The 23,051-nt window shown below is 62.2% G+C and carries 29 protein-coding genes and 1 other RNA gene; 17 read left to right on the forward strand and 13 right to left on the reverse strand.

All coding sequences use genetic code 11. From position 1 onward, the window contains the following. Nucleotides 1-61 precede the first annotated feature (61 nt). From NKI95_RS04510 to NKI95_RS04520, 3 genes are all read left to right on the forward strand, one after another. On the forward strand, nt 62-1,087 hold the full coding sequence (locus NKI95_RS04510; RefSeq protein ID WP_352714463.1) for a MotA/TolQ/ExbB proton channel family protein: 1,026 nt from the start codon (nt 62-64) through the stop codon (nt 1,085-1,087). 1 nt (nt 1,088) lies between these two features. Then, nucleotides 1,089-2,120 (forward strand): peptidoglycan -binding protein, encoded by a 1,032-nt coding sequence (locus tag NKI95_RS04515; RefSeq protein WP_352714465.1) that lies wholly within the window; start codon nt 1,089-1,091, stop codon nt 2,118-2,120. A 264-nt stretch (nt 2,121-2,384) separates the two neighbouring features. Then, on the forward strand, nt 2,385-2,783 hold the full coding sequence (locus tag NKI95_RS04520; RefSeq protein ID WP_352714467.1) for a hypothetical protein: 399 nt from the start codon (nt 2,385-2,387) through the stop codon (nt 2,781-2,783). Nucleotides 2,784-2,862: 79 nt separating this feature from the next. Here the strand turns inward: NKI95_RS04520 and NKI95_RS04525 are convergent, their stop codons facing one another. Beyond that, nucleotides 2,863-3,195, reverse strand: coding sequence for a DUF1304 domain-containing protein (locus NKI95_RS04525; RefSeq protein ID WP_352714469.1), 333 nt, complete (start codon nt 3,193-3,195; stop codon nt 2,863-2,865). Nucleotides 3,196-3,280: 85 nt separating this feature from the next. On the opposite strand from NKI95_RS04525, the gene NKI95_RS04530 reads away from it, so the two are divergent. Together NKI95_RS04530 and NKI95_RS04535 are read left to right on the forward strand one after the other, a co-directional pair. Next, a complete protein-coding gene (locus tag NKI95_RS04530) occupies nt 3,281-4,765 on the forward strand; it encodes a carboxypeptidase M32 (RefSeq protein ID WP_352714470.1) in 1,485 nt (494 codons plus the stop codon). A gap of 206 nt (nt 4,766-4,971) precedes the next feature. After that, entirely contained in the window at nt 4,972-6,999 is a 2,028-nt protein-coding gene (locus NKI95_RS04535; RefSeq protein ID WP_352714472.1) for a DUF3857 domain-containing protein, read from the forward strand. A 138-nt stretch (nt 7,000-7,137) separates the two neighbouring features. On the opposite strand, the gene NKI95_RS04540 is transcribed toward NKI95_RS04535, so the two are convergent. Then, a complete protein-coding gene (locus tag NKI95_RS04540; protein WP_352714474.1) occupies nt 7,138-8,940 on the reverse strand; it encodes an ABC transporter transmembrane domain-containing protein in 1,803 nt (600 codons plus the stop codon). A gap of 205 nt (nt 8,941-9,145) precedes the next feature. Between NKI95_RS04540 and rpmE the strand changes: the two genes are divergently transcribed. Beyond that, a complete protein-coding gene (gene rpmE, locus NKI95_RS04545) occupies nt 9,146-9,367 on the forward strand; it encodes a 50S ribosomal protein L31 (protein WP_006327661.1) in 222 nt (73 codons plus the stop codon). Nucleotides 9,368-9,434: 67 nt separating this feature from the next. Here the strand turns inward: rpmE and NKI95_RS04550 are convergent, their stop codons facing one another. Next, a complete protein-coding gene (locus NKI95_RS04550; protein ID WP_352714475.1) occupies nt 9,435-10,076 on the reverse strand; it encodes a TetR/AcrR family transcriptional regulator in 642 nt (213 codons plus the stop codon). 112 nt (nt 10,077-10,188) lie between these two features. On the opposite strand from NKI95_RS04550, the gene NKI95_RS04555 reads away from it, so the two are divergent. Both NKI95_RS04555 and NKI95_RS04560 read left to right on the forward strand, forming a co-directional pair. Then, nucleotides 10,189-11,022: a Rossmann-fold NAD(P)-binding domain-containing protein gene (locus NKI95_RS04555; protein ID WP_352714476.1), complete on the forward strand. Its 834-nt coding sequence runs from the start codon at nt 10,189-10,191 to the stop codon at nt 11,020-11,022. 1 nt (nt 11,023) lies between these two features. Beyond that, on the forward strand, nt 11,024-11,503 hold the full coding sequence (locus tag NKI95_RS04560) for an anthrone oxygenase family protein (RefSeq protein WP_352714477.1): 480 nt from the start codon (nt 11,024-11,026) through the stop codon (nt 11,501-11,503). Between the two features lie 27 nt (nt 11,504-11,530). Here the strand turns inward: NKI95_RS04560 and NKI95_RS04565 are convergent, their stop codons facing one another. The 3 genes from NKI95_RS04565 to NKI95_RS04575 form a co-directional block, all read right to left on the reverse strand. Next, complete coding sequence (locus NKI95_RS04565) at nt 11,531-11,842, reverse strand: Rdx family protein (protein ID WP_352714478.1); 312 nt, start codon at nt 11,840-11,842, stop codon at nt 11,531-11,533. After that, a complete protein-coding gene (locus tag NKI95_RS04570; RefSeq protein WP_023678028.1) occupies nt 11,839-12,588 on the reverse strand; it encodes a YebC/PmpR family DNA-binding transcriptional regulator in 750 nt (249 codons plus the stop codon). Before NKI95_RS04570 ends, NKI95_RS04565 begins: the two co-directional genes overlap by 4 nt. Before the next feature lie 235 nt (nt 12,589-12,823). Next, nucleotides 12,824-13,147: an ArsR/SmtB family transcription factor gene (locus NKI95_RS04575; RefSeq protein ID WP_352666129.1), complete on the reverse strand. Its 324-nt coding sequence runs from the start codon at nt 13,145-13,147 to the stop codon at nt 12,824-12,826. Between the two features lie 51 nt (nt 13,148-13,198). On the opposite strand from NKI95_RS04575, the gene NKI95_RS04580 reads away from it, so the two are divergent. Genes NKI95_RS04580 through NKI95_RS04595 form a run of 4 tightly spaced genes read left to right on the forward strand, consistent with a single transcriptional unit; the run spans nt 13,199 to nt 15,020 of the window. Then, nucleotides 13,199-13,681, forward strand: a complete 483-nt coding sequence (locus tag NKI95_RS04580) for an SRPBCC domain-containing protein (protein ID WP_352714480.1) — start codon at nt 13,199-13,201, stop codon at nt 13,679-13,681. Between the two features lie 28 nt (nt 13,682-13,709). After that, complete coding sequence (locus NKI95_RS04585; protein ID WP_352714482.1) at nt 13,710-14,102, forward strand: VOC family protein; 393 nt, start codon at nt 13,710-13,712, stop codon at nt 14,100-14,102. A 55-nt stretch (nt 14,103-14,157) separates the two neighbouring features. Then, nucleotides 14,158-14,520 (forward strand): hypothetical protein, encoded by a 363-nt coding sequence (locus tag NKI95_RS04590; protein ID WP_352714483.1) that lies wholly within the window; start codon nt 14,158-14,160, stop codon nt 14,518-14,520. Nucleotides 14,521-14,552: 32 nt separating this feature from the next. Continuing rightward, complete coding sequence (locus tag NKI95_RS04595) at nt 14,553-15,020, forward strand: SRPBCC family protein (protein ID WP_352714485.1); 468 nt, start codon at nt 14,553-14,555, stop codon at nt 15,018-15,020. A 21-nt stretch (nt 15,021-15,041) separates the two neighbouring features. Here the strand turns inward: NKI95_RS04595 and NKI95_RS04600 are convergent, their stop codons facing one another. The 4 genes from NKI95_RS04600 to ssrS form a co-directional block, all read right to left on the reverse strand. After that, nucleotides 15,042-15,806, reverse strand: a complete 765-nt coding sequence (locus NKI95_RS04600; RefSeq protein WP_352714487.1) for a TerC family protein — start codon at nt 15,804-15,806, stop codon at nt 15,042-15,044. Between the two features lie 70 nt (nt 15,807-15,876). Continuing rightward, on the reverse strand, nt 15,877-16,701 hold the full coding sequence (locus NKI95_RS04605) for a TIGR00282 family metallophosphoesterase (RefSeq protein ID WP_023678036.1): 825 nt from the start codon (nt 16,699-16,701) through the stop codon (nt 15,877-15,879). Nucleotides 16,702-16,782: 81 nt separating this feature from the next. After that, nucleotides 16,783-17,370 (reverse strand): 5-formyltetrahydrofolate cyclo-ligase, encoded by a 588-nt coding sequence (locus NKI95_RS04610; RefSeq protein WP_352714488.1) that lies wholly within the window; start codon nt 17,368-17,370, stop codon nt 16,783-16,785. A gap of 141 nt (nt 17,371-17,511) precedes the next feature. Beyond that, a non-coding RNA gene (ssrS, locus tag NKI95_RS04615) (6S RNA) lies at nt 17,512-17,667 on the reverse strand. Between the two features lie 177 nt (nt 17,668-17,844). Between ssrS and NKI95_RS04620 the strand changes: the two genes are divergently transcribed. The 5 genes from NKI95_RS04620 to msrB all read left to right on the forward strand — a co-directional run bounded on the left by NKI95_RS04620 (nt 17,845) and on the right by msrB (nt 21,785). Then, complete coding sequence (locus NKI95_RS04620) at nt 17,845-18,684, forward strand: AAA family ATPase (RefSeq protein ID WP_352714490.1); 840 nt, start codon at nt 17,845-17,847, stop codon at nt 18,682-18,684. A gap of 118 nt (nt 18,685-18,802) precedes the next feature. Continuing rightward, entirely contained in the window at nt 18,803-19,249 is a 447-nt protein-coding gene (locus NKI95_RS04625) for a GNAT family N-acetyltransferase (RefSeq protein WP_352714492.1), read from the forward strand. Nucleotides 19,250-19,257: 8 nt separating this feature from the next. Continuing rightward, the gene (locus tag NKI95_RS04630; protein WP_352714494.1) at nt 19,258-20,448 is read left to right on the forward strand and encodes a vWA domain-containing protein; all 1,191 of its coding nucleotides are present in this window, start codon (nt 19,258-19,260) and stop codon (nt 20,446-20,448) included. Beyond that, nucleotides 20,449-21,270, forward strand: coding sequence for an MBL fold metallo-hydrolase (locus tag NKI95_RS04635; protein WP_352714496.1), 822 nt, complete (start codon nt 20,449-20,451; stop codon nt 21,268-21,270). A 110-nt stretch (nt 21,271-21,380) separates the two neighbouring features. Beyond that, entirely contained in the window at nt 21,381-21,785 is a 405-nt protein-coding gene (msrB, locus tag NKI95_RS04640; RefSeq protein ID WP_352489224.1) for a peptide-methionine (R)-S-oxide reductase MsrB, read from the forward strand. A gap of 3 nt (nt 21,786-21,788) precedes the next feature. On the opposite strand, the gene NKI95_RS04645 is transcribed toward msrB, so the two are convergent. The 3 genes from NKI95_RS04645 to NKI95_RS04655 form a co-directional block, all read right to left on the reverse strand. Beyond that, on the reverse strand, nt 21,789-22,103 hold the full coding sequence (locus NKI95_RS04645; protein WP_352714497.1) for a hypothetical protein: 315 nt from the start codon (nt 22,101-22,103) through the stop codon (nt 21,789-21,791). Nucleotides 22,104-22,174: 71 nt separating this feature from the next. Continuing rightward, on the reverse strand, nt 22,175-22,615 hold the full coding sequence (locus NKI95_RS04650) for a hypothetical protein (RefSeq protein ID WP_292658543.1): 441 nt from the start codon (nt 22,613-22,615) through the stop codon (nt 22,175-22,177). A 41-nt stretch (nt 22,616-22,656) separates the two neighbouring features. Continuing rightward, nucleotides 22,657-22,917, reverse strand: a complete 261-nt coding sequence (locus tag NKI95_RS04655; RefSeq protein WP_023719653.1) for a DUF2312 domain-containing protein — start codon at nt 22,915-22,917, stop codon at nt 22,657-22,659. Between the last annotated feature and the right edge of the window lie 134 nt (nt 22,918-23,051).

Here is a 23,051-nt window from a genome sequence, read left to right on the forward strand (position 1 = left end):
TTCCGTTTAGAGTCGCAAACACAAATTGATCGGCGGCGACGGCATCGGAAACGGGGCACGGATGACTCTTCTCAGATCCTTCGGCATGGGCAGGCGCTCCGACGTTCTGATCTACGATCCGCACAAATTGTCGAGCCCGCAGGTGTTTCTGCTGACCATGGTGATCTTTCTGTTCATCGTGGCCTTTATCGCCGCCATCCTGACCCGCCAGATCTCGACGGCCTTCGTCACCAATCCCGGCCTCAACGGCCTGATCATCGGCGTGCTGGCGGTCGGCATCCTGTTGGCCTTCGTCCAGGTCGGCCGGCTGTTCCGCGAGGTGCGCTGGGTCAACTCGTTCCGCGCCGGTTCCGAAACCACCGAACCGGTGCTGCTGGCGCCGATGAAGGCGATGATCGGTCGCTCGTCGACGATTGCCTTCTCGACCAGTTCGATGCGCACCATGCTGGATTCGATCGCCACCCGCCTCGACGAAAGCCGCGACACGTCGCGCTACCTTGTCGGACTGCTGGTGTTCCTCGGCCTGCTCGGCACCTTCTGGGGCCTGCTCAACACGATCGGCTCGATCCGCGAAACCATCGAGTCGCTCGATCCCGGCACCGGCGATGCCGCCGCCGTGCTCGAATCCCTGAAGCAGGGGCTTTCCGCTCCGTTGGCCGGCATGGGCACCGCCTTCTCGTCCTCGCTGTTCGGCCTGTCCGGCTCGCTGGTGCTCGGCTTCCTCGACCTGCAGGCCGGCCGCGCCCAGACGCGCTTCTATACCGAACTCGAAAACTGGCTGTCCTCGGTCACCGACCTGTCCTCCGACATCGTCGTTGCCGACGCGGCCAAGACCGAACCCTCCGAGGAAATCCGGCTGTTGTCGGAAAAGCTGCGCACCCTGCAGGAGAATGGCGGCGGCTCCAATCCGCGCGTCGCCACCGCCATGGCCAATCTCGCCGACGGCATTTCCGGCCTGGTCAAGAACATGCGCTCGGAACAGCAGATCATGCGCGACTGGGTCGAGGCCCAGTCCGACGAGCAGAGGGCGATGCGCAACACCTTGGAGAAGATCGCCGACGCCTTGAAGAAGACTGGAGTGCATTGACGTGGCGTTGGCACGAGGCCGGCGCTCCGACCGCCGCATCGATTACTGGCCGGGCTTCGTCGATGCGCTGTCGACGCTGCTGTTGTCGATCATGTTCCTGCTCACGGTTTTCGTGCTGGCGCAGTTCCTGCTCGGCCGCGAGATCTCCGGCAAGGACACGGTGCTCAACCGCCTCAACTCGCAGATCAACGAGTTGACCCAGCTTCTGGCGCTGGAGCGCTCGACGACGCAGGACAAGGAAGACACCCTTGCCAATTTGCAGGCATCGCTGTCTGCGTCGGAGGCGGAAAAGAGCCGGCTCGAGCAATTGCTGGCGCAAGGCGCCGGTGCCGGCGATGCCGCCAACCAGCGCGCAACGGCCCTTTCCGGCGAGCTCGACAGCCAGCGCCAGATCAGCCAGCAGGCGCTAAGCCAGGTCGAGATCCTCAACCAGCAGATTTCGGCGCTGCGCAAGCAGATCGCAGCGCTCGAACAAGCGCTCGACGTGTCCGAAACGCGCGACCGCGAATCCAACACCAAGATCGCCGATCTCGGCCGCCGCCTCAACGTCGCACTGGCGCAACGCGTGCAGGAGCTGAACCGCTACCGCTCCGATTTCTTCGGCCGCTTGCGTGAAATTCTCGCCGACCGCGAGAACATCCGCATCGTCGGCGACCGCTTCGTCTTCCAGTCGGAAGTGCTTTTCCCGACCGGCTCCGAACTGATCAACGATGCCGGCAAGGTCGAGATGAAGAAGCTCGCCGATGCCATCATCGAATTGCAAAAGGAAATCCCGCCGGAGATCAACTGGGTGCTGCGCGTCGACGGCCACACCGACAACAAGCCGCTCTCCGGCACCGGCCGCTACCGCGACAATTGGGAATTGTCGACGGCGCGCTCGACATCGGTGGTCAAGTTCCTGATCGAGAACGGCGTGCCGGCCAACCGGCTGGTCGCGGCCGGCTTCGGCGAATTCCAGCCGCTCGACCCCGCCGATACCGAAGAGGCGCGCAACAAGAACCGCCGCATCGAGTTGAAGCTGACCGAGCGGTGATCTGCAGAGCCTTTGGCTTGTATCATGTGCCAGGTCGAGCCGGCTCAAGTCGGCGGCATTTAGGGCACTGGCGCGGCAGCGGCAAGAGCTGAAAGAATTACCTTTTTTAATTACACTTTGCCGCCATGGGATTTTAGCCTTGGTCATGGGCCGAGAACCGCCGGCGGTGGAACCGCTCATCGCGTCGCGACGGAACCTGACGGCCCGCGGCCGGAAGGCAGGCCCCTCCCAACCACCGCTTTCCCCAGTAAAGGAGACGCAACCATGCCCTTCTCCGCTCCCAGGAATCTCAGGACTGCTACGCTCGCCACACTTCTCCTCGCCGTTCCGTTTGCTGGCGCTTACGCCGGCCCGCGTGCGACGGCCTTGATCAATCAGATCCAAAGCGTGGAGACGGGTATCCAGGGCGCCATCCGGGCGAACAAGCTCGAGCCGGGCGAGGCACGTGACTTGCGCAGGCAGGTCGCTCAACTCGATCGGGCCGCCCAGAGGGCCGCGCGCGATGGAACGATGCCGAGCACGCAATATCAGCAGTTGCTGGCGCAGCTCGACGATGTCAGCCAAAAGCTGCGCGCCGATACCGGCAGTGCCTTCCTCATCGGCAACGGCGCCGATGGCGGATACTATCCAAACGGCTATGGCCCAACTTATCCAGGCGGCTGAAATCGGCCGCAGCGCCCGGCGCTGTGGCAATTGATTTTGCGCATGATCCTTTTCCAGCTTTCGGTTCAGGGATCATGCGCTAGCCCAACGCCAGCGCAATCAGCGCCAGCACTGCCGGCACTGTCTGGATGAACAGGATTTTACGGCCCGCCGTCGCTGCGCCGTAAAGGCCGGCGACGGCGACGCAGAGCAGGAAGAAGACTTTGAACTGGAAACCGGCTTCGCCGAGGTAAAGCCCCCAGATCAGTCCGGCTGCGAGAAAGCCGTTGTAAAGCCCCTGATTGGCCGCGAGCACTTTCGAGGCAGTGGCGAATTCCGGCGTCAGCTTGAATACCATATGGCCGCGCGGCGTGTCCCACAGCACGCCACCGCTTCCGCAAGATGCTTTTCGGCCGTTGCGGCCGGCAGTCAATGCATCGGTCGCAGACGGTCTTCAGGGGTTGCCAACAGTTTTGCATTGATATCTTTTTCTCGCCGTCAAATCAGCGGAACCCACAATGTCCTTTCAAAAACTCGACGACCTCGGCCACAAGCTCGAAGCGCTGGAACACGCCCTCGCCATCCTCGGCGCCGACGAGGCGACGCATATGGCGGTCGGCGGCGGCGAGAAGCGCGCGGAGGCAATGTCGGCGCTTGCCGGCATGCACCATGCCCGGGCGACTGCGCCGGAGATTGCCGACTGGATAGCGGCGGCCGAGCAGGAAGCGCTGAACGAACCGCAGCAGGCCGCAGTCAGGGAATTCCGCCGGCAATACACCAACCTGACCTGCCTGCCGGTCGAGTTCGTCGAGCGCCAGACGACCGCGCGCATGCGCTCCGAGCAGCTCTGGCGCGACCTGCGCGCCAAGAACGACTGGGCCGGCTTCCTGCCGGCGCTGGAAGGCGTCGTGGCGCTGGTCCGCGAGGAGGCGGCACTTCGCGCCGAGGTGCTCGGGCTCGAGCCTTACGACGCGCTGATGGAGCAATATGACCCGGGCAATCGCACCGCCGACATCACGCCTGTGTTTGCCGAGTTGAAGGCCTTCCTGAAAGGCTTCGTGCCGGAGGCACTTGCCGTGCAGGAAGAGCGGCTGGCGAAACATCCGCTGAAGCCGCTTTCCGGCAGCTACCCCTTGGACAAGCAGCGCGAGCTTGGCCTCGCGATGATGGCGGCAGTCGGCTTCGACCTCACCCACGGCTCGCTGTCGGTTTCGCACCATCCGTTCTGCGGCGGCGTGCCGAGCGACGTGCGCATCACCACCCGCTACAAGACCTCGGATTTCCTGTCGGCGCTGATGGGCGTGCTGCACGAGACCGGCCATGCGCTGTACGAGCAGAACCTGCCGAAGGCGTGGGCGCACTGGCCGCTCGGCAGAGCGCGCGGCATGGCGGTGCATGAAAGCCAGAGCCTGTTCGTCGAAAAGCAGATCGGCCGCAATCCAGAATTCTGGCGCTGGGCGCTGCCGGTGGTCGAAAGACACCTTGGTGAGAGCTGGACGATCGACGACATCCTGCCGCATGTGCACCGGGTCGAGCGCGGTCTGATCCGCGTCGATGCCGACGAGGTCACCTATCCGCTGCACGTCATCCTGCGCTACGAGCTGGAGCAGGAGCTTGTCTCGGGTCGGCTGGAGGCAGCCGACCTGCCCGAGGCCTGGGATGCCAAGATGCGCGATTATCTCGGCCTGTCGACATCAGACAATCCGGCTGATGGTCCGATGCAGGACGTCCACTGGCCGGGTGCCGCCTTCGGCTATTTCCCCTCCTACACGCTGGGCGCCATGATGGCGGCGCAGCAATGGGCGGCGCTGACCAGAGATCATCCTTCAGCCGATGAAGACCTCGCCAAGGGAGATTTCGCCGCGATCAACGACTGGCGCCGCAAAAGGATCTGGTCGCAAGGCTCGCGCTGGTCGACGCCCGAACTGCTCGAACGCGCCACCGGCGAAAAGCTCAATGCCGTGCATTTCACCGATCACCTGAAGAAGCGGTACGGGAACTGAGCAGCTTCATCTATTCCTGGTTCTTGACGCGGTGACCGCAGAAATCCGCGAAACTGGCCTTTACTTTGGTGGGAAAGCCTCTGAAAAAGGAGTTCTTCCAAGTTGGGCGAGCGTAGATGTCTGCCTGTTACAGTTTTCATAGGGTGAAGTCTTTCTGGCGCCGCTTGGTATTTTTCATCTTATTGATCGGTCTGAGTTCTCCGGCCATGTCCGACGACATGGTTCTCAAGGGTCCGGCAGAAAGCTGGGTAAAGCAGCTTGATATTCCGGCTGCCGATCCCACCCGATCGGATCAAATCAAGAATGGCGTTTCGTGGCTGCTCTCGGACGATCAGATCAAGCATCGCGCCGGCGGCTATGTCGAGTACTCGCGCACCGTCTATAAAATCGTCGACCGTCCCGGCCTGGATCGTGGCGCGAGCATCGATCTGCAGTTCGATCCGTCCCGGCACAAGGTCACGCTCAACCATCTTCACATCATCCGCGATGGCGCCGTTTTGGACCGGCTGGAAGGCGCGGAATTCGACATCTTCCGCAGGGAAAGAGATGCCGAGAAAGGCGTCTTCGACGGCTGGCTGACAGCACATGTCAACATCGATGATGTGCGTACCGGCGACATCGTCGATTACGGGTCGACCTATGAAATAACACCGCTGGTCGGCAAGGATCTCTTCTTCAAGAATTTCTCCACCGAATGGGAAGAGCCGGTAGCACTTATCCGCACAAGCATCATTTGGCCTTCGGGCCAGCCGCTCGAGATCAAGACCAGGGGAACCCGACTCAAGCCCTCAATCTCCCCGACTGGGCCGGACACCACCTATCTGTGGGAAATTCCAAACCCGAAACCGGTCAATGTCGAGGATAACCTGCCCGTGACCTATCCAGGCTGGGGCTCTATCGATGTCGCGTCTACCGCGAATTGGCAAAGTGTGGTCGATGCTGTTGCGCCCTACTACAAGCCAGCGACGGTTTTTCCCTCGGCTTTTGCCGCAAAGCTCGACGACATCGCTCTGCGGCATCCGGTGCCCGAAGACCGGATGGTCGAGGCAATGCGGCTGGTGCAGGACCAGATCCGCTATGTAAGCCTGTCGATGGGTGCCGGTTCCTACGTTCCGCGTGATCCCGCGACGGTCATCCTGAGCGGGTTTGGTGACTGCAAGGACAAGGCACTGCTGCTGGTTTCGTCGCTTGTGCGGCTTGGCATTGCTGCAGAGGTCGCCTTGGCCGATCTCGACGAGGGACGGGCCCTGGACCAGCATCTGCCGGCGCTTCGCGATTTCGACCATGCCATCGTCAAGGCAAGGATCGGAGCAAAGACATATTGGCTGGACGCCACGAACTATCTTCAGGGCGGCAAGGCGCACAATCTCGCACAGCCGGACTACGGCTTCGCGCTGCCGCTTTCCAGCACCGGGGGGTTGGAGAAGATGCCGAGTCCTGTGCTTACCAGCCCATCGATCCAGATCGTCGAGGACTTCGACTTTCCGCGGAAACCGGGCGATCCCCTCGTGCTGACGGTCTTCTCGACATATGAGGACGCCGATGCCGATTGGATGCGCGGCAACTTGGCCAGCCGGTCGCTGAGCGAGGTGTCGGACGCCTACCTGAAATATTACAACAAGCAATATCCGGGCATCCAAACCGTCGCCAAGCCGGAAATCGTGGATCGCCGCGACGGCAACATAGTGAGCGTGAAGGAAAGTTATCGCTTGCCGGCGGAGGCGCTGGCGGCCAACGATCTGGCAAAGAATTTCCCGATCCGCGCGGCCGATCTCGGCAACAACTCTCTTCCAACCCCGACAATCGTCGACCGAACCGGGCCCGTCTCCCTCGGCCCCCAGTTCTACCGGCGTCACAAGGTGACCGTGCGCAACCTCAAGGCGAGGTTTTCCGGCGAGTCGATGAAAAACGTCGTGACGCCCTATCTGTCTCTCAAGGCGTCCTGGTCCAACACGCCCACCGAATTTCAAGTTGAATGGAACTTTCAGACGCTGGCAACCGAAGTGCCGGCCAAGGCGATTGCCGACTATCTGAAAACCGTCGATGACGTCGCAGACGAAATTCGGTGGCAGTACGATTTTACCTATGAAGAGCCGCCTGCCGATGTGCAGCTCAGCGATCCGGCAAAGGAGCAGCGACAGACCGTCGCCAGCATGCTTTTGTTGTCGCTGCTTGTCGGCGTTCCCCTGTTCATCGCCTATCGACGCGGCAAACGCCGAGCTTTCGGTGGCTGAAGAATCCCAGCGGCCGCGGGCGGACAATGATGCCGAAAAGCGGATGCCGGTTTTCGGAAAAGATCACGGTCAAATGAGAAGATAGAGCCCGACCCCGATGTCATCGGTATGGAACAGGCTCTGGCTCGGTAGCCGATGCTACTCGGCCGCGCCCCTGAAAGCATTCGCCCCGGTATCGAACTGCAGCTTGGCCAGCCGCGCATAGATGCCGCCCTTGGCGACCAGGCTCTGATGCGTGCCTTCCTCGACGATGCGGCCGCCATCCATGACCAGGATGCGATCGGCCTTCAGCACGGTTGCCAGCCGATGGGCGATGACGATCGTGGTGCGGCCCTGCATCAGCCGGTCCAGCGCCGTCTGCACCAGCGTCTCGCTTTCGGCATCTAGTGCCGAGGTCGCCTCGTCGAGCAGCAGGATCGGCGCATCGCGCAAAATGGCGCGGGCGATGGCCACGCGCTGGCGCTGGCCGCCCGACAGCGTCACACCGCGCTCGCCGACCTGGCTGTCATAGCCCTTTTCGAGTTTTAGGATGAACTCGTCGGCAAGCGCGTCCTTCGCCGCCGCCTCGATCTCGGCCTGGGCGGCCCCCGGCCGGCCAAAGCCGATATTGTCGCGCGCGCTTGCGGCAAAGATGGTGACGTCCTGCGGCACGATGGCGATGCGCGCGCGGATCGCGGCCGGATCGGCCTCGCGCAGATCGACCCCGTCGATGACGATCCTGCCGGCCTCCGGATCGTAGAAGCGCAGAAGCAGCGAAAAGACGGTGCTTTTGCCGGCGCCGGATGGCCCGACGATCGCCACCGTCTCGCCGGGTTTGACCTGAAAGCTGAGGCCGTGGACGGCGGCGCGGTCGGGCCGGGCCGGATAGGAGAAGGAGACATCGTCGAAGCTGATCGCGCCTCTCGCCTTTGCCGGCAGCGGCTTCGGATCGGCGGGCGCCTGGATCGCGGGTTTCTCGGCCAGGATCTCGGTCAGCCGTTCGGCAGCGCCGGCTGCCTGGGCAAGTTCACCCCAGACTTCCGACAGGGCGCCGAGCGCGCCGGCGGCGAACACCGAATAGAGCAGGAATTGGCCAAGCGTCCCTGGCGACAGCGTGCCGTCGAGCACGTCGCGCGAACCGAACCACAGCACCGCCACCACCGAAGAAAAAATCATGAAAATGGCGAAGAAGGTGAGAAAGGAGCGGGCAAGGATCGAGGCCCGCGCCGCTTCGAACGCTGCTTCCACGGCGGATGAAAAATACCCGGTTACAAGCTTCTCGTTGGTGAAGGCCTGCAGCGTGCGCACCGCGCCGATCTGCTCGCTGGCGTAGGCGGTGGCATTGGCCAGAGTATCCTGCGCCAGCCGTGACTTGCGCCGCACCGAGCGGCCGAAGGCGACCAGCGGCAGCACGATTACCGGAATGGCCGCGATGACCAGGCCGGACAGTTTTGGGCTGGTGAAGACCATCATCGCCACGGCGCCAAGGCCGAGGATGACGTTGCGCAGCGCCACCGAGGCGGTAGCACCGACGGCCGATTTGACCTGTGTCGTGTCGGCGGCGAGCCGCGAGACGATCTCGCCCGACTGGGCCGTGTCGAAGAAGGAGGGCGACAGCGTGGTGACGTGGGCAAAGACATCGCGGCGGATATCGGCAACGACGCGCTCGCCAAGCGTGATGACGAAATAGTAGCGGCTGGCTGATGCCGCCGCCAGCACGGCGGCCATCACCACCAGCATGGCGAAATATTCGGCAATGAAGCTGGAGTCGGAAGCGGAAAAGCCGTGATCTATCATCCGCCGCACAGCCAGCGGCAGCGCCAGCGTCGTCGCCGCCGCGACGGCCAGCGAGATGATCGCACCGATGACCATTTTGCGGTAATGGGTGATGTAGGGAAACAGGCGCTGCAGCGGCCTCAGCGAGCGCCTGCGCTCGTCTGCATCGCCGCTGATGTTCGCCATGACCGTTTCCTTTGGCCCTTTGAGGTTTGCGCCCATCAATATGCGCTTGCCGCGGCCTTGTGATTCAATTCCGGCTGATGTATAGGCTCGCCGACCGTTTTAGAAGCCGTGGCTCCTCAATAGCCGCGGCTTCGAGTTTTAAAAAGGGGCGCATCGACGCAGGCTTCAGCCCGTCGGCAGCACCCGGCAAGCCAGGAACAGAACCATGAAGACCGACATCCATCCCGACTATCACACCATCAAGGTCGTTATGACCGACGGCACCGAATACATGACCCGTTCGACCTGGGGTAAGGAAGGCGATACGATGAACCTCGATATCGACCCGACCACCCATCCGGCCTGGACCGGCGGCCAGCAGACCCTGCTCGACCGCGGTGGCCGCCTGTCGAAGTTCAAGAAGCGCTTCGAAGGTTTCGGCCTCTAAGCCAACGACCTTTCGTACATCGAAAACCCGCCCCTCGTGGCGGGTTTTTTGTTGCCTAGGTGCGGTCCTACCGATCGAGCAACTCCCGCAGCGCCATCCGCTTGTAGGCGGCAACCAGCCTGTCGCCTTCTTGCCGCCCGACCGAGATCGCCAGCCGCATTGCGGCCTCGCCCATCTGCCAGATGAGAAATGCCGTCGTTTCCAGCGCTTCCGGATCGGCGGACGGCCGCAACCGCTTCAGCACCGCAGTGAGGAATTCGGCGTTGGCCCGGCTGTCGGCGAGCTCAAGTTCGCGCAACGCCTTGTCGGCCTGCGTGCCCGACCAGATGTCGCGCATCACCGGCTCCGCCAGGAACATTCCGTAGTAGATATCCACCAGTTCCGAAAATGCCTGGCGCAGGCCTTCGGCGTCGTTGACCTCGGCCAGTGCTGCCGCAATGCAGGCCTGGCTTTCGGCGGTGTAGCGTTCGGCCAGCGCCCAGATGATCGCCCGCTTGTCCGGGAAGAACTGGTAGAGCGAGCCGATCGACACGCCGGCCCTCTCGGCCACCTCGCCCATGCGCATGGCGTCGCTGCCTTGCTCGGCGATCAGCGCCGAGGCGGCGGCCAACATGCGCTCGACCCGCTCGCGGCTGCGCTGCTGGCTCGGTGCCCGGCGCGGCGATGCGATCTGGCCGTCCTGTGAATCCGATACGGCAGAGCCTTCCATCACTGTCTCCAGACGAACAATCAACAAATTGGCTTGACTCGCAAAATACGAGGGTTTATCACGTTTTGCAAATGTGAGGATTACTCACATTTGTAAACTGAGGAAAATCGACATGAACCCTACTGTAACGAAACCAACTTTGATCCTCGGCGGCACCGGCAAGACCGGCCGCCGTCTCGCCGAGCGGCTGACGGCGCGGGGCCTGCCGGTGCAGATCGGCTCGCGCTCGGGTACGCCGCCCTTCGACTGGGAAAATAACACGACCTGGGAACCCGCGCTTGATGGTGTCGGCGCCGTCTACATCAGCTACTATCCTGATCTTGCGGTGCCCGGCGCGGCCGACACCGTCGGCGCCTTCTCTCGTCTTGCCGTGGAGTGTGGTGTGCGCCGGCTGGTACTGCTGTCGGGGCGCGGCGAAACGGAAGCACAGCGCGCCGAAGAGATGCTGAAAGCTTCGGGCGCCGATTGGACGATCCTGCGCTGCGCCTGGTTTTCCCAGAACTTCAGTGAAGGCTTTCTCGTCGAATCTTTGCTGGAGGGCGAGGTGGCGTTGCCGGTCGGCAGTGTGGGCGAACCATTTGTGGATGCCGACGATATCGCGGAGGCCGCCTTTGCCGTACTAACCCAGCAAGGACATGTCGGAGAGCTCTATGAGCTGACCGGGCCGCGGCTGCTGAGCTTCGCCGACGCGGTCGCCGAGATCGGCAGGGCGGCCGGCCGCGACATCCGTTTTATCAGGATTTCGCATGCCGAATTCACCGCCACCACAGCGGAGCACGAATTGCCTGCCGAGTTCGCGTGGCTGCTTAACGAGCTGTTCACCGAAGTGCTTGACGGCCGCAACGAGTCGCTGACCGACGGCGTCCAGCGCGTGCTCGGCCGCGCCCCAAAGGACTTTTCCACCTACGCAACCGAAACCGCCGCCACGGGCATCTGGAGGAACTGACATGATCATGAAGCTGCTTCCCACCCTCACCTTCGTCGCTGCCATTGGCTCAGGCGTTGTCGGCGGCGTTTTCTTCGCCTTCTCCAACTTTATCATGCCGGCGCTCGCCCGCTTGCCTGCCGGAGGCGGCATCGCCGCCATGAATTCGATCAACATAACCGTGATTACGCCGGCATTCATGACCGCGCTTTTCGGCACCGGGCTGGTCTGTCTTGTCCTTGCCGCCGGCGCTCTTATCGGCTGGAGCCAACCGGGTGCATTCTGGCTCCTCGCCGGCGCCCTGATCTACCTCGTCGGCAACCCGATCGTGACGATGATGTTCAACGTGCCGCTCAACAACGCCCTGGCGGCCATCGATCCGGCAAGCGCCAACGGCGCCGCGGTATGGGCCATTTATCTCAGGGACTGGGTGATGTGGAACCACGTCCGCACCATCACTGCCATCGTGGCGCTGGGCTGCTTCATCTTCGCATGGCGGTGAATGCAGGACGGAAGTGTAAAAGGCCGGTCAGGCAGGGTCTTTTGACTTATGGCCCTTGCGGTCGGCGTGGCCGAGATCGCGATCCGGATCGATGACGTCGCGAACCAGTTGCTTGAGCTTTGCGGCGTCGGGAAAACCGCCGTCACGCTTGCGGTCCCAGACCAGCGTGTTATTGCAGGAAATGGTGAAGATGCCGCCGGTGCCGGGCACCAGCGTCACTTCGCCGAGATCGGTACCGAAGGTGGACAACAACTCCTGCGCCATCCAGCCGGCCCTGAGCAGCCATTGGCACTGGGTGCAATAGGTGATGCGGACTGTGGGCAGCGCGTGTTGGGTCATGCCGCGCTGAGCTTCGCCAAGGTCTCCTCGTCAACCTCGAAATTGGCGTAGACGCTCTGCACGTCGTCGTCGTCCTCGAGCGTCGCGACCAGCTTCATCAGCGATTGTGCCCGCTCCTCATCGACCGCGATATTGGTCTGCGGCTTCCAGATCGGCTTCACCGATTCAGCCTCGCCGAGCGCGCCTTCCAGCGCCTTCGACACTTCGCCGAGATTCTCGAAGGCGCAATAGATCGTGTGGCCTTCCTCGTCCGACTGGACGTCGTCGGCACCAGCCTCGATCGCTGCGTCCATCACCTTCTCGGCGCTGCCGGCCGATGCCGGATAGTAGATCTCGCCGACGCGGTCCCACATGAACGAAACCGAGCCGGTTTCGCCCATCGCCCCGCCGGCCTTGGTGAAGGCGGCGCGCACATTCGACGCCGAGCGGTTGCGGTTGTCGGTCAGCGCCTCGACGATCAGCGCGACGCCGCCTGGCCCGTAACCCTCGTAGCGCACGGCTTCGTAGGTCTCGGCATCGCCCATCGACGCCTTGTTGATGGCGCGCTGGATATTGTCCTTCGGCATCGACACCGCCTTGGCATTCTGCACCGCAAGGCGCAGGCGCGGGTTCATCGATGGATCGGGCGTGCCGCTCTTGGCAGCGACGGTGATTTCGCGCGCCAGCTTGGAAAACATTTTCGACCGCACCGCATCCTGGCGGCCCTTGCGGTGCATGATGTTCTTGAACTGTGAATGGCCAGCCATGGCACCCCTGTCGTCTTCTCGGCTAGAGCATCTGCCGCCTGGTGAGCCACCCGGCATCTTGCAAAATGCTCGAATTCAAAATTTCAGAACGTCCTGCTGCGTCCGGACGGACGGACGGCGCTCTCTGTCGGAATGGCCGGCTTATAGATAAATCGGCTCAATTCGTCCAGCCGCGCCATTGCTGCCGGCACGCAAGGGTTTCAAGACCCGAAAATCGGCAGGCTTCGGCAACCTTTCACCCCTCAAGATCGGATTTCAGCCGGTCGAGGATGCTGATCGCGTGCGTGGCATATTGGCTGATCCAGCGGTCGTGGATGTGCTTGATCGGCAGCGCGTTGAGATGGTTCCAGCGCTCGCGCCCCTCGCGCCGCGCCACCACGAGGTCGGCCTCCTCCAGCACCTTCAGGTGCAGCATGACCGTGCAGCGGTCCATGTCGGGGAAGGCATCGCACAACATGCCGGTGGTCTGCGGCGCATCCTTCAGCTGGTCCAGCAACGCACGCCGGCGCGGATGCGCCAGCGCCTTGAAAACATTATCGTCCCGCGATTGGCTTGACATGTTATATTTCTATAACATATCGTTGACCCGTTCAAGAAAGGAGCTGTGGATATGTCTCTTGGATTCAGGGTTTCGGGCCGCATCGGCAAACCGGTCGCCGAAGTCTTCGATGCGGTCGTCAATCCGAAGAAGCTCAGCGGCTACTTCACCACCATCGGCGGCGCCAGCGCACCGCTGGTGGCGGGCGCCGGCGTCGTCTGGTGGGGCAAGGTCCCGGTCGAGGTCGACGAGGTGAAGAAAGACAGCCGCATCGTGCTGCGCTGGGATGCCACCGGCGCCGACGGCAAGCCAGCCTACAAGACCCGCATCGAGATGAATTTCGAACCGCTCGACGATGGCGGCACTTTCGTCACCATCGCCGAAACCGGCTGGCACGAGGACGCGGTCGGCCTGAAGAAGTCCTACCTCAATTGCGAGGGCTGGTCGCAGATGCTGGCCTGCATGAAGGCCTATGTCGAATACGGCATCAATCTGCGCGACGGCTATTACCGCAGCGAGATGAAGGGCGAGCCGGCCAACGAGAACAACATCTGAAAAACCACCAAGATGACGGAGGCCTGCGATGAAGCAAGTGACGCCATTTCTGATGTTCGAGGGCAAGGCCGAAGAGGCAATGACCTTCTATTGCGAGACGATCCCCGACAGCAACGTCCTTAACGTCACACGTTACGGCTCCGGCGAAGACGGCCCGGAAGGAACGGTCAAGCTGGCGCGCGTGTCCATAAGCGGTCTGGAAGTGATGGTCTACAACAGCCCCGTGCACCATGCCTTCACGTTCACGCCGTCGGTCTCGCTGTATGTGGATTGCTCCACGGAGGCAGAGCTGAACGGCATTGTCGAGGCGCTGGCCAAGGACGGCAAATTTCTGATGCCGCTGGACAATTATGGTTTCAGCCGCCGGTTTGCATGGCTCAACGACAGGGTCGGAGTCTCCTGGCAAATCAATTTGGCATAGCGGGTTCTGGACCGAACCGGCCAATCGAACCTGAACACGGCAATGGGGCCAGCAAATGACCGCGAAGATCACCGGCGGCATCAACATCGCCATGAAAGTCCCGCCGCATCAATACCAGGCGACGAACGCCTTCTATCGCAACGTCGTCGGCCTGAAGCCATTCACGGCCAAGGCGCCGGCCGTCGGCTTTGAACTCGGCCCCAATCGCCTGTGGATCGACGAGGCGCCGATGATGAGCCAGGCCGAGATCTGGCTGGAGCTGTTCACCGATGATTTTCCGGCCGCGGCGGAGCATCTCGCCAAGGCCGGTGTCGTGCGCTGCGACGCCATCGAGGCACTGGGTGAAGGCTTTCGCGGCGGCTGGATCACCAATCCGGCCAACATCATTCACCTCGTGCGCGAGCCCGATGCCTGGTGAACAGGCGGCGGCGCCATGGAAAGGAGGACGATATGGAAATCCGCGAAACACCGACCGCCGAAGCCGGCATGCTGATAAGGCGGCCGGTCGCCGACGTATTCGAAGCCTTCGTCGATCCGGCGATCACGACGAAGTTCTGGTTCACCCATGGCAGCGACAGGTTGGACAGCGGCAGGGAAATCAGTTGGGAATGGCGCATGTATGGCGTCTCGACGACGGTCAATGTCAGTGAGATCGTCGAAAATAAGAAGATCGTCATGCAATGGACCGATCCGCCGACCACGGTAGTGTGGACTTTCGCCGAGATGCCGGGCGCCACGACCTTTGTCGAGGTCCGCAATTTCGGCTTTGCCGGCAGCCCCGATGAGCAGGTCAAGCAGGCGATCGGCTCGACCGGCGGTTTTGCGCTGGTGCTCGCCGGCGCCAAGGCGTGGCTGGAGCAAGGCCTGACGCTTGGCCTGATCGGCGACCGCCATCCGAAGGGTGTGCCGGGGCATTAGGTCAGCCGCGGTGGGCCATCCTCAGTGGCCGCCGCCCTTTGCCTTCTTCCGCCGCCGCGCCAGCATGTTGAGCCCTTCGACCAGCGCCGAAAAGCCCATGGCAGCGTAGATATAGCCTTTCGGCACATGGTAACCCATGCCGTCGGCGATCAGCGTCATGCCGATCATCAGCAGGAAGCCGAGCGCCAGCATGACGATGCTGGGGTTCTTGGCGATGAAATCGGCCAGCGGCCCGGCCGCCAGCATCATCACGCTCACCGCCGCGATCACCGCGATGTACATGATCGCGATTTCGTCGGTCATGCCGACCGCGGTGATGATCGAGTCGATCGAGAAGACGAGGTCGAGCAGCAGGATCTGAAAAATCGCGCCAGCCAGCGACAGCTGCAGTGTCTCGCCCATCATCGTGTCCTGGTGATCATCGAGATCGACCGTGTGGTGGATCTCCTTGGTCGCCTTCCAGACGAGGAACAGGCCGCCGGCGATCAGGATCAGATCGCGCCATGAAAAGCCGTGGCCGAAGGCGGTGAATATCGGCGTCGTCAGTTGGACGATGATCGAGATGGTGGCCAGCAGGATCAGCCGCATCACCAGCGCGGCGGAGATGCCGAGCCGCCGAGCGCGGGCGCGCTGCGCTACCGGCAATTTGTTGGTCAAAATCGAGATGAAGATCAGATTGTCGATGCCGAGCACGACCTCCAGCACGATCAGCGTCAGCAGCGCGACCCATGCCGTCGGATCGGAGACAAAGGCGAAATGCGGCGCCAGGAATTCGACTAGCTGCATGGAGGTCGTCCCCTCTACGATCTAGAGCAGTTTCGCCGGCAATTGGGTATTGCAAGCGTCTATATCAATGTCATGACCAGAAGGATGGAGCCGTTTCCTCCAGCCGCGGGCCGCGGCGAAACGGCGCGATGCGTTCGGTCAGGCCGCTACGGTCGGAAATGTCGACGCCGACGCCGCACAATGTCGCCGGTCCGGTCGACGCCTCGAAGCGGCCTTTCGGCACCTTGGACAAAAACCGGTTGAGCGGCTCCTCCTTGTCCATGCCGAGCGAGGAATCGTAATCGCCGCACATGCCGGCATCGGAAATATAACCGGTGCCGCCATTGAGGATCTGGTGATCGCCGGTCGGCTGATGCGTATGAGTGCCGACAACAAGGCTGGCACGGCCGTCGACGAAATGGGCGAAGCACATTTTTTCCGAGGTCGCCTCGGCATGGAAATCGATGACGATCGCATCGGCCTGCTCGCCAAGCGGACAAGCGGCAAGTTCGCGCTCGCCGGCCTGGAACGGATCGTCGAGCTCGGGATGCATGAACACCCGGCCCATGATGTTGGCGACCAGCACGCGCGCGCCGTTCCTGGCGATGTAGACGCCTGAGCCGCGCCCCGGCGTACCCTTGGGGAAATTGGAAGGACGCAGGAAGCGCTCTTCGCGCGGCGCGAAAATCAGCGCATCGCGCTGGTCCCAGACATGGTTGCCGGTGGTGACGACATCGGCGCCGGCAGAGATCGTCTCGCGAAAAATCTCCTCGGTGATGCCGAAGCCGCCGGCGGCGTTCTCGCCATTGACGATGACGAAGTCGAGTTTGAAATCCGAGATCAGGCCGGGCAGTTGTTCCCACACCGCCGTACGTCCTGTCTTGCCGACCATGTCGCCGAGGAAGAGAAGTCTCATATAAGCGTGATCCCGAACCGAAGGTCAGCGAAGCAAAAAGCTGCATGACTTTCGGAAAAGACCATGCGTCCAGGAACTTATCTACAATTTCGGCCCGAACCGGCGCAACCCGCTCTCGGTGAGTATTTCCGGAATGATCATGTCATGCGGCTCGTCCGGCACCAGGGCCACCTCCTGGCAGTCGAAGGCAATGCCGATCAGCCGCGGCTGCTGCCCCTTGTCGGCCAGCCGTGCGATCGCCCGGTCGTAATAGCCTGCGCCGTACCCGATACGGTGCCCGCGCGCATCGAAGGCGGCAAGCGGCACCAGCATAACCTGCGGATCGAGCACCTCGGCTTCCTCATGCGGCCCGACGGTGCCGAAGCCCATGTCGATCATCGGCGCGCCGCGCACCAGTTCGCGAAAAACGATGGTGGTCTTGTCGAGAATGGCCGGCAGGCAGAGCCTTGCCCCCTTTTCGCGCAAGGCGAACATCAGCGGCCGGACGTCGACTTCCGAGCCCATCGGCCAGAAACCGGAGACGATCTGGCCCGGCTCGACCGTGATCTGGTCGCGCGCCATCTCGGCCATTTCGAGTGCTGCCTCCACCCGCCAGAAAGGATCGAGCGCGTCGCGGCGCCCGAGGGCTTGGTTGCGGAGATTTTTTTTCAGGTCTTTTGGGGAGGTCATGCGCCGACGGTAGAAAAGGTCAGATTTGGATAGAGTTTTACGAGCGACGTTTCGGAGGAGCGGAGCGAATTTTTCGTTCGTGAGAGCACCGCACAAAGCGGCGCGACGACAAGATCCGCCAGATATGGCCTTTTCGATAGGTGACGATCCACACAACCGGTGGAGAGAGCGATCCCGGGAACCTACAAAGTAGGTGGGCGCCGTATGAGAAAACCCACGGGTCTTCCCAGGGACAGCTCCCTAGGGATCATTAAGGCCCCGGGGAAAATGTTCTCCTGCCGGGAAGCGCAGACCGTCATACCCAATATAGGCTGACGCCAGACCATGCGCCAGAGAGACGACATGTTTCGAGCGCTTAATTCGACGCAGAACCCCTCGACGAGGTCAGCGCCGGCAAGATCCCCGTTTCGCCAGCGGCGCCTTGCACAGCGAAGGCCGCGTCCTTAGGGTCGCGCGATGAACCCGGGAGCAAAAATGCGTTTCGAAGGCACGGCAGCCTATGTTGCCGACAAGGATCTGATGGTGGCGGTCAACGCGGCGATCGCGCTGGAGCGGCCGTTGCTGGTCAAGGGCGAGCCCGGCACCGGCAAGACCGAACTTGCCCGCCAGGTGGCGGCGGCGCTCGACCTGGATCTGATCGAATGGCACGTCAAATCGACGACACGGGCGCAGCAGGGCCTCTATGAATATGACGCCGTCTCGCGGTTGCGCGACAGCCAGCTCGGCGACGAGCGCTTCAACGACATTCGCAATTACATCAAGCGCGGCAAGCTGTGGGGTGCCTTTGCCGCCGGCAAGAAAGTCGTGCTTCTGATCGACGAGATCGACAAGGCCGATATCGAGTTCCCCAACGATCTGTTGCAGGAACTGGATCGGATGGAGTTCTTCGTCTACGAGACCGGCGAGACCATCCGCGCCACCGTCCGGCCGATCGTCATCATCACCTCCAACAACGAAAAAGAGCTGCCGGACGCCTTCCTGCGCCGCTGCTTCTTCCATTACATCCGCTTTCCCGACGTCGAGACGCTGCACAAAATCGTCGACGTGCACTATCCCGGCATCAAGCAGAACCTGGTGCGCGCCGCACTCACGCAATTCTATGAAATCCGCGACGTGCCGGGCCTGAAGAAGAAGCCGTCGACCTCCGAGGCACTCGACTGGATCCGCCTCTTGGTCGCCGACGACATCGCGCCCGAGGACCTGCGCGCCGACCCGAAGAATGCGCTGCCGAAATTGCATGGCGCGTTGCTGAAGAACGAACAGGACGTGCATCTGTTCGAGCGCCTAGCCGTCATGGCGAGACGGCAAGGGTGAAGGGCCGGTCAGTCGGAAGCCGACGAAAGCCCCCGGACAGCGCTTTCCCGTCGCTGGACCGTTGCCCTTGGCCAGGCACGGAGGCAGCTTCGGGTTGCCGACTTCAGAGGGAAACGAAATGACCGAGATCACCGTCCGCCCATTGGCGCAATCCGACCATGCCGACTGGCGACGTCTGTGGACCGCCTATCTCACCTTCTACGAAACCAAGCTGCCGGAAGAGGTTTACGCCGTCACCTGGAAACGGCTGTTCACGGCGGGCGAGTTCGAGCCAAAGGGTTTCATCGCCACCCTCGACGGCAAGGCCGTCGGCCTGACGCACTATCTCTACCATCGCTCCTGCTGGTCGGAGATAAACAACTGTTACCTGCAGGACCTGTTCGCCGACCCCGATGTGCGCGGCAAGGGCGTCGGCGCCGCGCTGATCGAAGCGGTCAAGCAGGAAGCCGGCAAGATCGGCGTCAAGAACGTCTATTGGATGACCCACGAGACCAACACCACCGCACGCAAGCTCTACGACCACGTGGCGCGCAGGACCGGCTTCATCGAGTACGATCTGCTGTAGACGGTGAGATGTTCATCCCCTTCTTCCTCGAACTGAAGGCAGCGCGGGTTCCGGTCTCGCTCCGCGAATATCTGTCGCTGCTGGAGGGGCTGGAAGCCGGGCTGGTCGACTATGATGTCGAGGGCTTTTACTATCTCGCCCGCGCCGCTCTGGTGAAGGACGAGCGCCACATCGACCGCTTCGACCAGGTCTTTTCGCACATCTTCAAAGGTGTCGAGGCGCTGGCCGGCGAAGACCCGGTCGATGTCGCAAACATCCCGGAGGAGTGGCTGCGGAGGCTCGCCGAAAAGCACCTGACCGACGAGGAGAAGAAACTGGTCGAGGCGCTGGGCGGCTTCGAAAAGCTGATGGAGACGCTGAAGAAGCGGTTGGAGGAGCAAAAGGGCCGGCATCAGGGCGGTTCGAAATGGATCGGCACCGGCGGCACCTCGCCCTTCGGCGCCTATGGCTACAATCCCGAAGGCGTGCGCATCGGCCAGCACGAAAGCCGCAACCGCCGCGCGGTAAAAGTCTGGGACAAACGCGAGTTCAGGAATTTCGATGACGCCGTCGAACTCGGCACCCGCAACATCAAGGTCGCGCTGAAGCGGTTGCGCCGCTGGGTGCGCGAAGGCGCCGAAGAGGAATTCGACCTGCCTGGCACCATCCACGCCACCGCCGAGCACGGTTATCTTGATGTTAAGACACAACCCGAACGTCGCAATGCCGTGAAGCTGCTGATGTTCTTCGATGTCGGCGGCTCGATGGACGACCATATCAGGAGTGTCGAGGAGCTGTTTTCGGCCGCCCGCGCCGAATTCCGCCAGCTCGAGTATTTCTACTTCCACAACTGCCTCTACGAGGGTGTGTGGAGGGACAATCGCCGCCGCCATGCCGAGGTGATTCCGACCTTCGATCTCCTCCATAAATATGGCCCCGACTACAAGGTGATCGTCGTCGGCGACGCCTCGATGAGCCCTTATGAGATCGCCCAACCCGGCGGCTCGGTCGAGCACTGGAACCAGGAGGCCGGCGCCGTCTGGCTCGGCCGGTTGCTGCAGCAATGGCCAAACGCGGTATGGCTCAACCCCGAAGCCGAGAAGAATTGGGGTTTTACCCATTCGATCGCCATGATCCGCGATATCTTTGGCGGCCGCATGTTTCCGCTGACGCTCGCCGGCCTCGAAGCCGCGACGAAGCAACTTTCAAGGAAGCACTGAATGGATCCGCGCAAAACAGGACGGTCGACCTGTTTCCTTTGCCTGCAATGCGGTGTCCAGTTCGCGGCGACAGCGACGCCGCCGCAACATTGCCCGATCTGCGAGGACGAGCGGCAATATGTGCGCTGGGAGGGCCAGGCCTGGACCACGCCGGAAGAGCTCGCCGGCGGGCATCGGGTCGTGATCAAGGATGATGCCGGCGTGCTCGCCTTCGGCATCGAGCCGCGCTTCGCCATCGGCCAGCGGGCATTGCTAGCGCAAACGCCGCACGGCAACGTGCTGTGGGACTGCATCTCGATGGTCAGCGACGAGGCGGTGGCCGAGATCAACCGCCGGGGCGGCCTGGCCGCCATCGCCATTTCGCACTGCCAATATTATTCGGCAATGGTCGAGTGGAGCGAGGCGTTTGGCGGCGTGCCGATTTATCTGCACGCCGATGATCGTCAGTGGATCATGCGGCCGCATCCGGCGATCATCAGCTGGGAAGGCGAGACGCGCGCCATAAACCCGTCGCTGACGCTCATCCGCTGCGGCGGCCACTTTGCCGGTGGCCAGGTGCTGCACTGGAAGCGCGACGGCGGCAATGCCATCCTGGCCGGCGATATCCTGCAGGTGACGCCGACTCGCCGTCATGTCAGCTTCATGTACAGCTATCCGAACTATATCCCGCTCAACGCGACGAAAGTGCACGGCATCAAGGCCGCGCTGGAGCCTTTCGCGTTCGACCATATCTACGGCGCGTGGTGGAACCAGAACGTCATCGGAGATGCAAAGGCGGCATTTTCAGCATCGGTTGCGCGCTATCTCGCTGCCATCGCCTGAGGAATTCTTCGCAGCAGGAATTGGAAATACGGGCAAACGCCGTAACAAATGCCTATTTCAGGCGAAGTTGGGAAGGCAACCCAAATAGCAAGATAAGCTAAGAGGAAAAAATGGACAGCCACACCTACCCCGTTACCCGCACCGACGCCGAATGGCGCGCCCGGCTGACGCCCGAGCAATATGCGGTGATGCGCAACCACGGCACCGAGCGACCGGGAAGCTGCGCGCTGCTGCACGAGAAGCGCGCCGGCACCTTCTCCTGCGTCGGCTGCGACCAGCCCTTGTTTGAATCCAAGCTGAAATTCGAGAGCGGCACCGGCTGGCCGAGCTTCAACGATCCCGTGCCGGGCTCGGTCGAGACCACCGTCGACCGCAGCTACGGCATGGTCCGTACCGAGTGCCATTGCGCCCGCTGCGGCAGCCATCTCGGCCACGTCTTCGACGACGGCCCGCCGCCGACCGGTCTGCGCTATTGCATCAACGGCGTGGCGCTCAAATTCGAGCCGGCCGCCTGATCGTCAGGCCACAACCACCAGGATCAGCCACAACGTGGCGCCAAGCGTCATCAGCGAGGCCTTGACACCACTCGATTTTCCGGCAGTTCGCCAAACGGCAAAGGTCAGGAAGATATTGTAGGGCACCGGCGCGAAATGCACCGCCAGGACGAGCGCAAGCGGCAGCTTCAGCCCAAGCAGAATGAGCGCCGCCACCGACGACGCGACGTTGATCGCTGTGCCGACAACGACCAGGTCGCGCCAGAACAGCCGATCGAGCGGCACGCCGCCCAGCCAGCGTGAGCGGAAGAAGGCGGCAACGCGCGACATGATCGTCATCGATCCACCGGCTCCCTCGCTCTGCTCACCAGAGCAATCCTTCCACAAGGATTGCGCCTGGAAACTCTGCTTTATTCCTGACCCAGAACTTCGGCAATCGCACGCTCGAAACGTGAGGCTTCCGTCACCAGCCAGTCGGTCATCGCCGGCCAATTGTCCTCGGCGAAACAATTCACCCGCCACATCGAATTGATGCCGAGGCCGTCGCAACTTTGTTCTGGCCTGAGCTTCAGCCTGTCTTCGATGGCCGGCTGGAACGGCTTCAACCGCGACCAGGCTTGCGTGGCACCGAACTTCTCGTTGCGGCCGAAGAAAACGCCGACATGATTGTGCGCAGGCGCGACATACATTGAAAGGACCAATGCGAAGTCGGGCAGCCCACGCTGCCAGAACCACGGTCCGCGCCTCGCCAGCAGAGCCCTTTCATCCGGATGCCGTTCCGCGAACAGCGTCCAGAAGCTGCGTTGGCGGAATTCAGAGGCGCGGCGGGCGCCAAAATCGAATTCGCTCATGGTTCGATGCCCGCTCCAGCATCAGGCCGAGACTGTTGTCTCTACACCATTCCAAGCGCGGCCTTGTACAGATCGAGAATGGATTCCTCTTCCTGCCGCTCGGCCTGGTCCTTCTTTCGCAGCCGGATGATCGACCGCATCGCCTTGGTGTCGAAGCCGGTGCCCTTGGCCTCAGCGAACACTTCCTTGATGTCGTCGGCAATCGTCTTCTTCTCTTCCTCGAGCCGCTCGATGCGTTCGATGAAGGCGCGCAGCTGGCCGGCGGCAACAGTCTGGCTGGTCTCGGTGATGTCGTCGGCCATAGTCTTCTCTCCGCGTCGTTTCTCGCCGCGACTCGGGGTGACCCGAGCGGCGAATTGCAGCGGTTCGATGCCCGACCGGGCGCGGCGGGTCAAGGTGCTATCGATGCGGCATGAAGGGCTGCTGCCAGGCGCCG

Source organism: Mesorhizobium sp. M0306 (assembly GCF_040321655.1).
Classification (GTDB): domain Bacteria; phylum Pseudomonadota; class Alphaproteobacteria; order Rhizobiales; family Rhizobiaceae; genus Mesorhizobium.

Coding starts and splice junctions, on each gene's coding strand:
- NKI95_RS04535 (WP_352714472.1), top strand. CDS start 4,972: ATGTCCGACGACATGGTTCTCAAGGGTCCGGCAGAAAGCTGGGTAAAG.
- NKI95_RS04570 (WP_023678028.1), bottom strand. CDS start 12,588: ATGGCTGGCCATTCACAGTTCAAGAACATCATGCACCGCAAGGGCCGC.
- NKI95_RS04605 (WP_023678036.1), bottom strand. CDS start 16,701: ATGAGACTTCTCTTCCTCGGCGACATGGTCGGCAAGACAGGACGTACG.
- NKI95_RS04555 (WP_352714476.1), top strand. CDS start 10,189: ATGAACCCTACTGTAACGAAACCAACTTTGATCCTCGGCGGCACCGGC.
- NKI95_RS04550 (WP_352714475.1), bottom strand. CDS start 10,076: ATGGAAGGCTCTGCCGTATCGGATTCACAGGACGGCCAGATCGCATCG.
- NKI95_RS04630 (WP_352714494.1), top strand. CDS start 19,258: ATGTTCATCCCCTTCTTCCTCGAACTGAAGGCAGCGCGGGTTCCGGTC.
- NKI95_RS04510 (WP_352714463.1), top strand. CDS start 62: ATGACTCTTCTCAGATCCTTCGGCATGGGCAGGCGCTCCGACGTTCTG.
- NKI95_RS04635 (WP_352714496.1), top strand. CDS start 20,449: ATGGATCCGCGCAAAACAGGACGGTCGACCTGTTTCCTTTGCCTGCAA.
- NKI95_RS04585 (WP_352714482.1), top strand. CDS start 13,710: ATGAAGCAAGTGACGCCATTTCTGATGTTCGAGGGCAAGGCCGAAGAG.
- NKI95_RS04540 (WP_352714474.1), bottom strand. CDS start 8,940: ATGGCGAACATCAGCGGCGATGCAGACGAGCGCAGGCGCTCGCTGAGG.
- NKI95_RS04520 (WP_352714467.1), top strand. CDS start 2,385: ATGCCCTTCTCCGCTCCCAGGAATCTCAGGACTGCTACGCTCGCCACA.
- NKI95_RS04620 (WP_352714490.1), top strand. CDS start 17,845: ATGCGTTTCGAAGGCACGGCAGCCTATGTTGCCGACAAGGATCTGATG.
- rpmE (WP_006327661.1), top strand. CDS start 9,146: ATGAAGACCGACATCCATCCCGACTATCACACCATCAAGGTCGTTATG.
- NKI95_RS04655 (WP_023719653.1), bottom strand. CDS start 22,917: ATGGCCGACGACATCACCGAGACCAGCCAGACTGTTGCCGCCGGCCAG.
- NKI95_RS04575 (WP_352666129.1), bottom strand. CDS start 13,147: ATGTCAAGCCAATCGCGGGACGATAATGTTTTCAAGGCGCTGGCGCAT.
- NKI95_RS04610 (WP_352714488.1), bottom strand. CDS start 17,370: ATGACCTCCCCAAAAGACCTGAAAAAAAATCTCCGCAACCAAGCCCTC.
- NKI95_RS04580 (WP_352714480.1), top strand. CDS start 13,199: ATGTCTCTTGGATTCAGGGTTTCGGGCCGCATCGGCAAACCGGTCGCC.
- NKI95_RS04560 (WP_352714477.1), top strand. CDS start 11,024: ATGATCATGAAGCTGCTTCCCACCCTCACCTTCGTCGCTGCCATTGGC.
- NKI95_RS04530 (WP_352714470.1), top strand. CDS start 3,281: ATGTCCTTTCAAAAACTCGACGACCTCGGCCACAAGCTCGAAGCGCTG.
- NKI95_RS04565 (WP_352714478.1), bottom strand. CDS start 11,842: ATGACCCAACACGCGCTGCCCACAGTCCGCATCACCTATTGCACCCAG.
- NKI95_RS04650 (WP_292658543.1), bottom strand. CDS start 22,615: ATGAGCGAATTCGATTTTGGCGCCCGCCGCGCCTCTGAATTCCGCCAA.
- NKI95_RS04625 (WP_352714492.1), top strand. CDS start 18,803: ATGACCGAGATCACCGTCCGCCCATTGGCGCAATCCGACCATGCCGAC.
- NKI95_RS04590 (WP_352714483.1), top strand. CDS start 14,158: ATGACCGCGAAGATCACCGGCGGCATCAACATCGCCATGAAAGTCCCG.
- NKI95_RS04600 (WP_352714487.1), bottom strand. CDS start 15,806: ATGCAGCTAGTCGAATTCCTGGCGCCGCATTTCGCCTTTGTCTCCGAT.
- NKI95_RS04595 (WP_352714485.1), top strand. CDS start 14,553: ATGGAAATCCGCGAAACACCGACCGCCGAAGCCGGCATGCTGATAAGG.
- msrB (WP_352489224.1), top strand. CDS start 21,381: ATGGACAGCCACACCTACCCCGTTACCCGCACCGACGCCGAATGGCGC.
- NKI95_RS04645 (WP_352714497.1), bottom strand. CDS start 22,103: ATGACGATCATGTCGCGCGTTGCCGCCTTCTTCCGCTCACGCTGGCTG.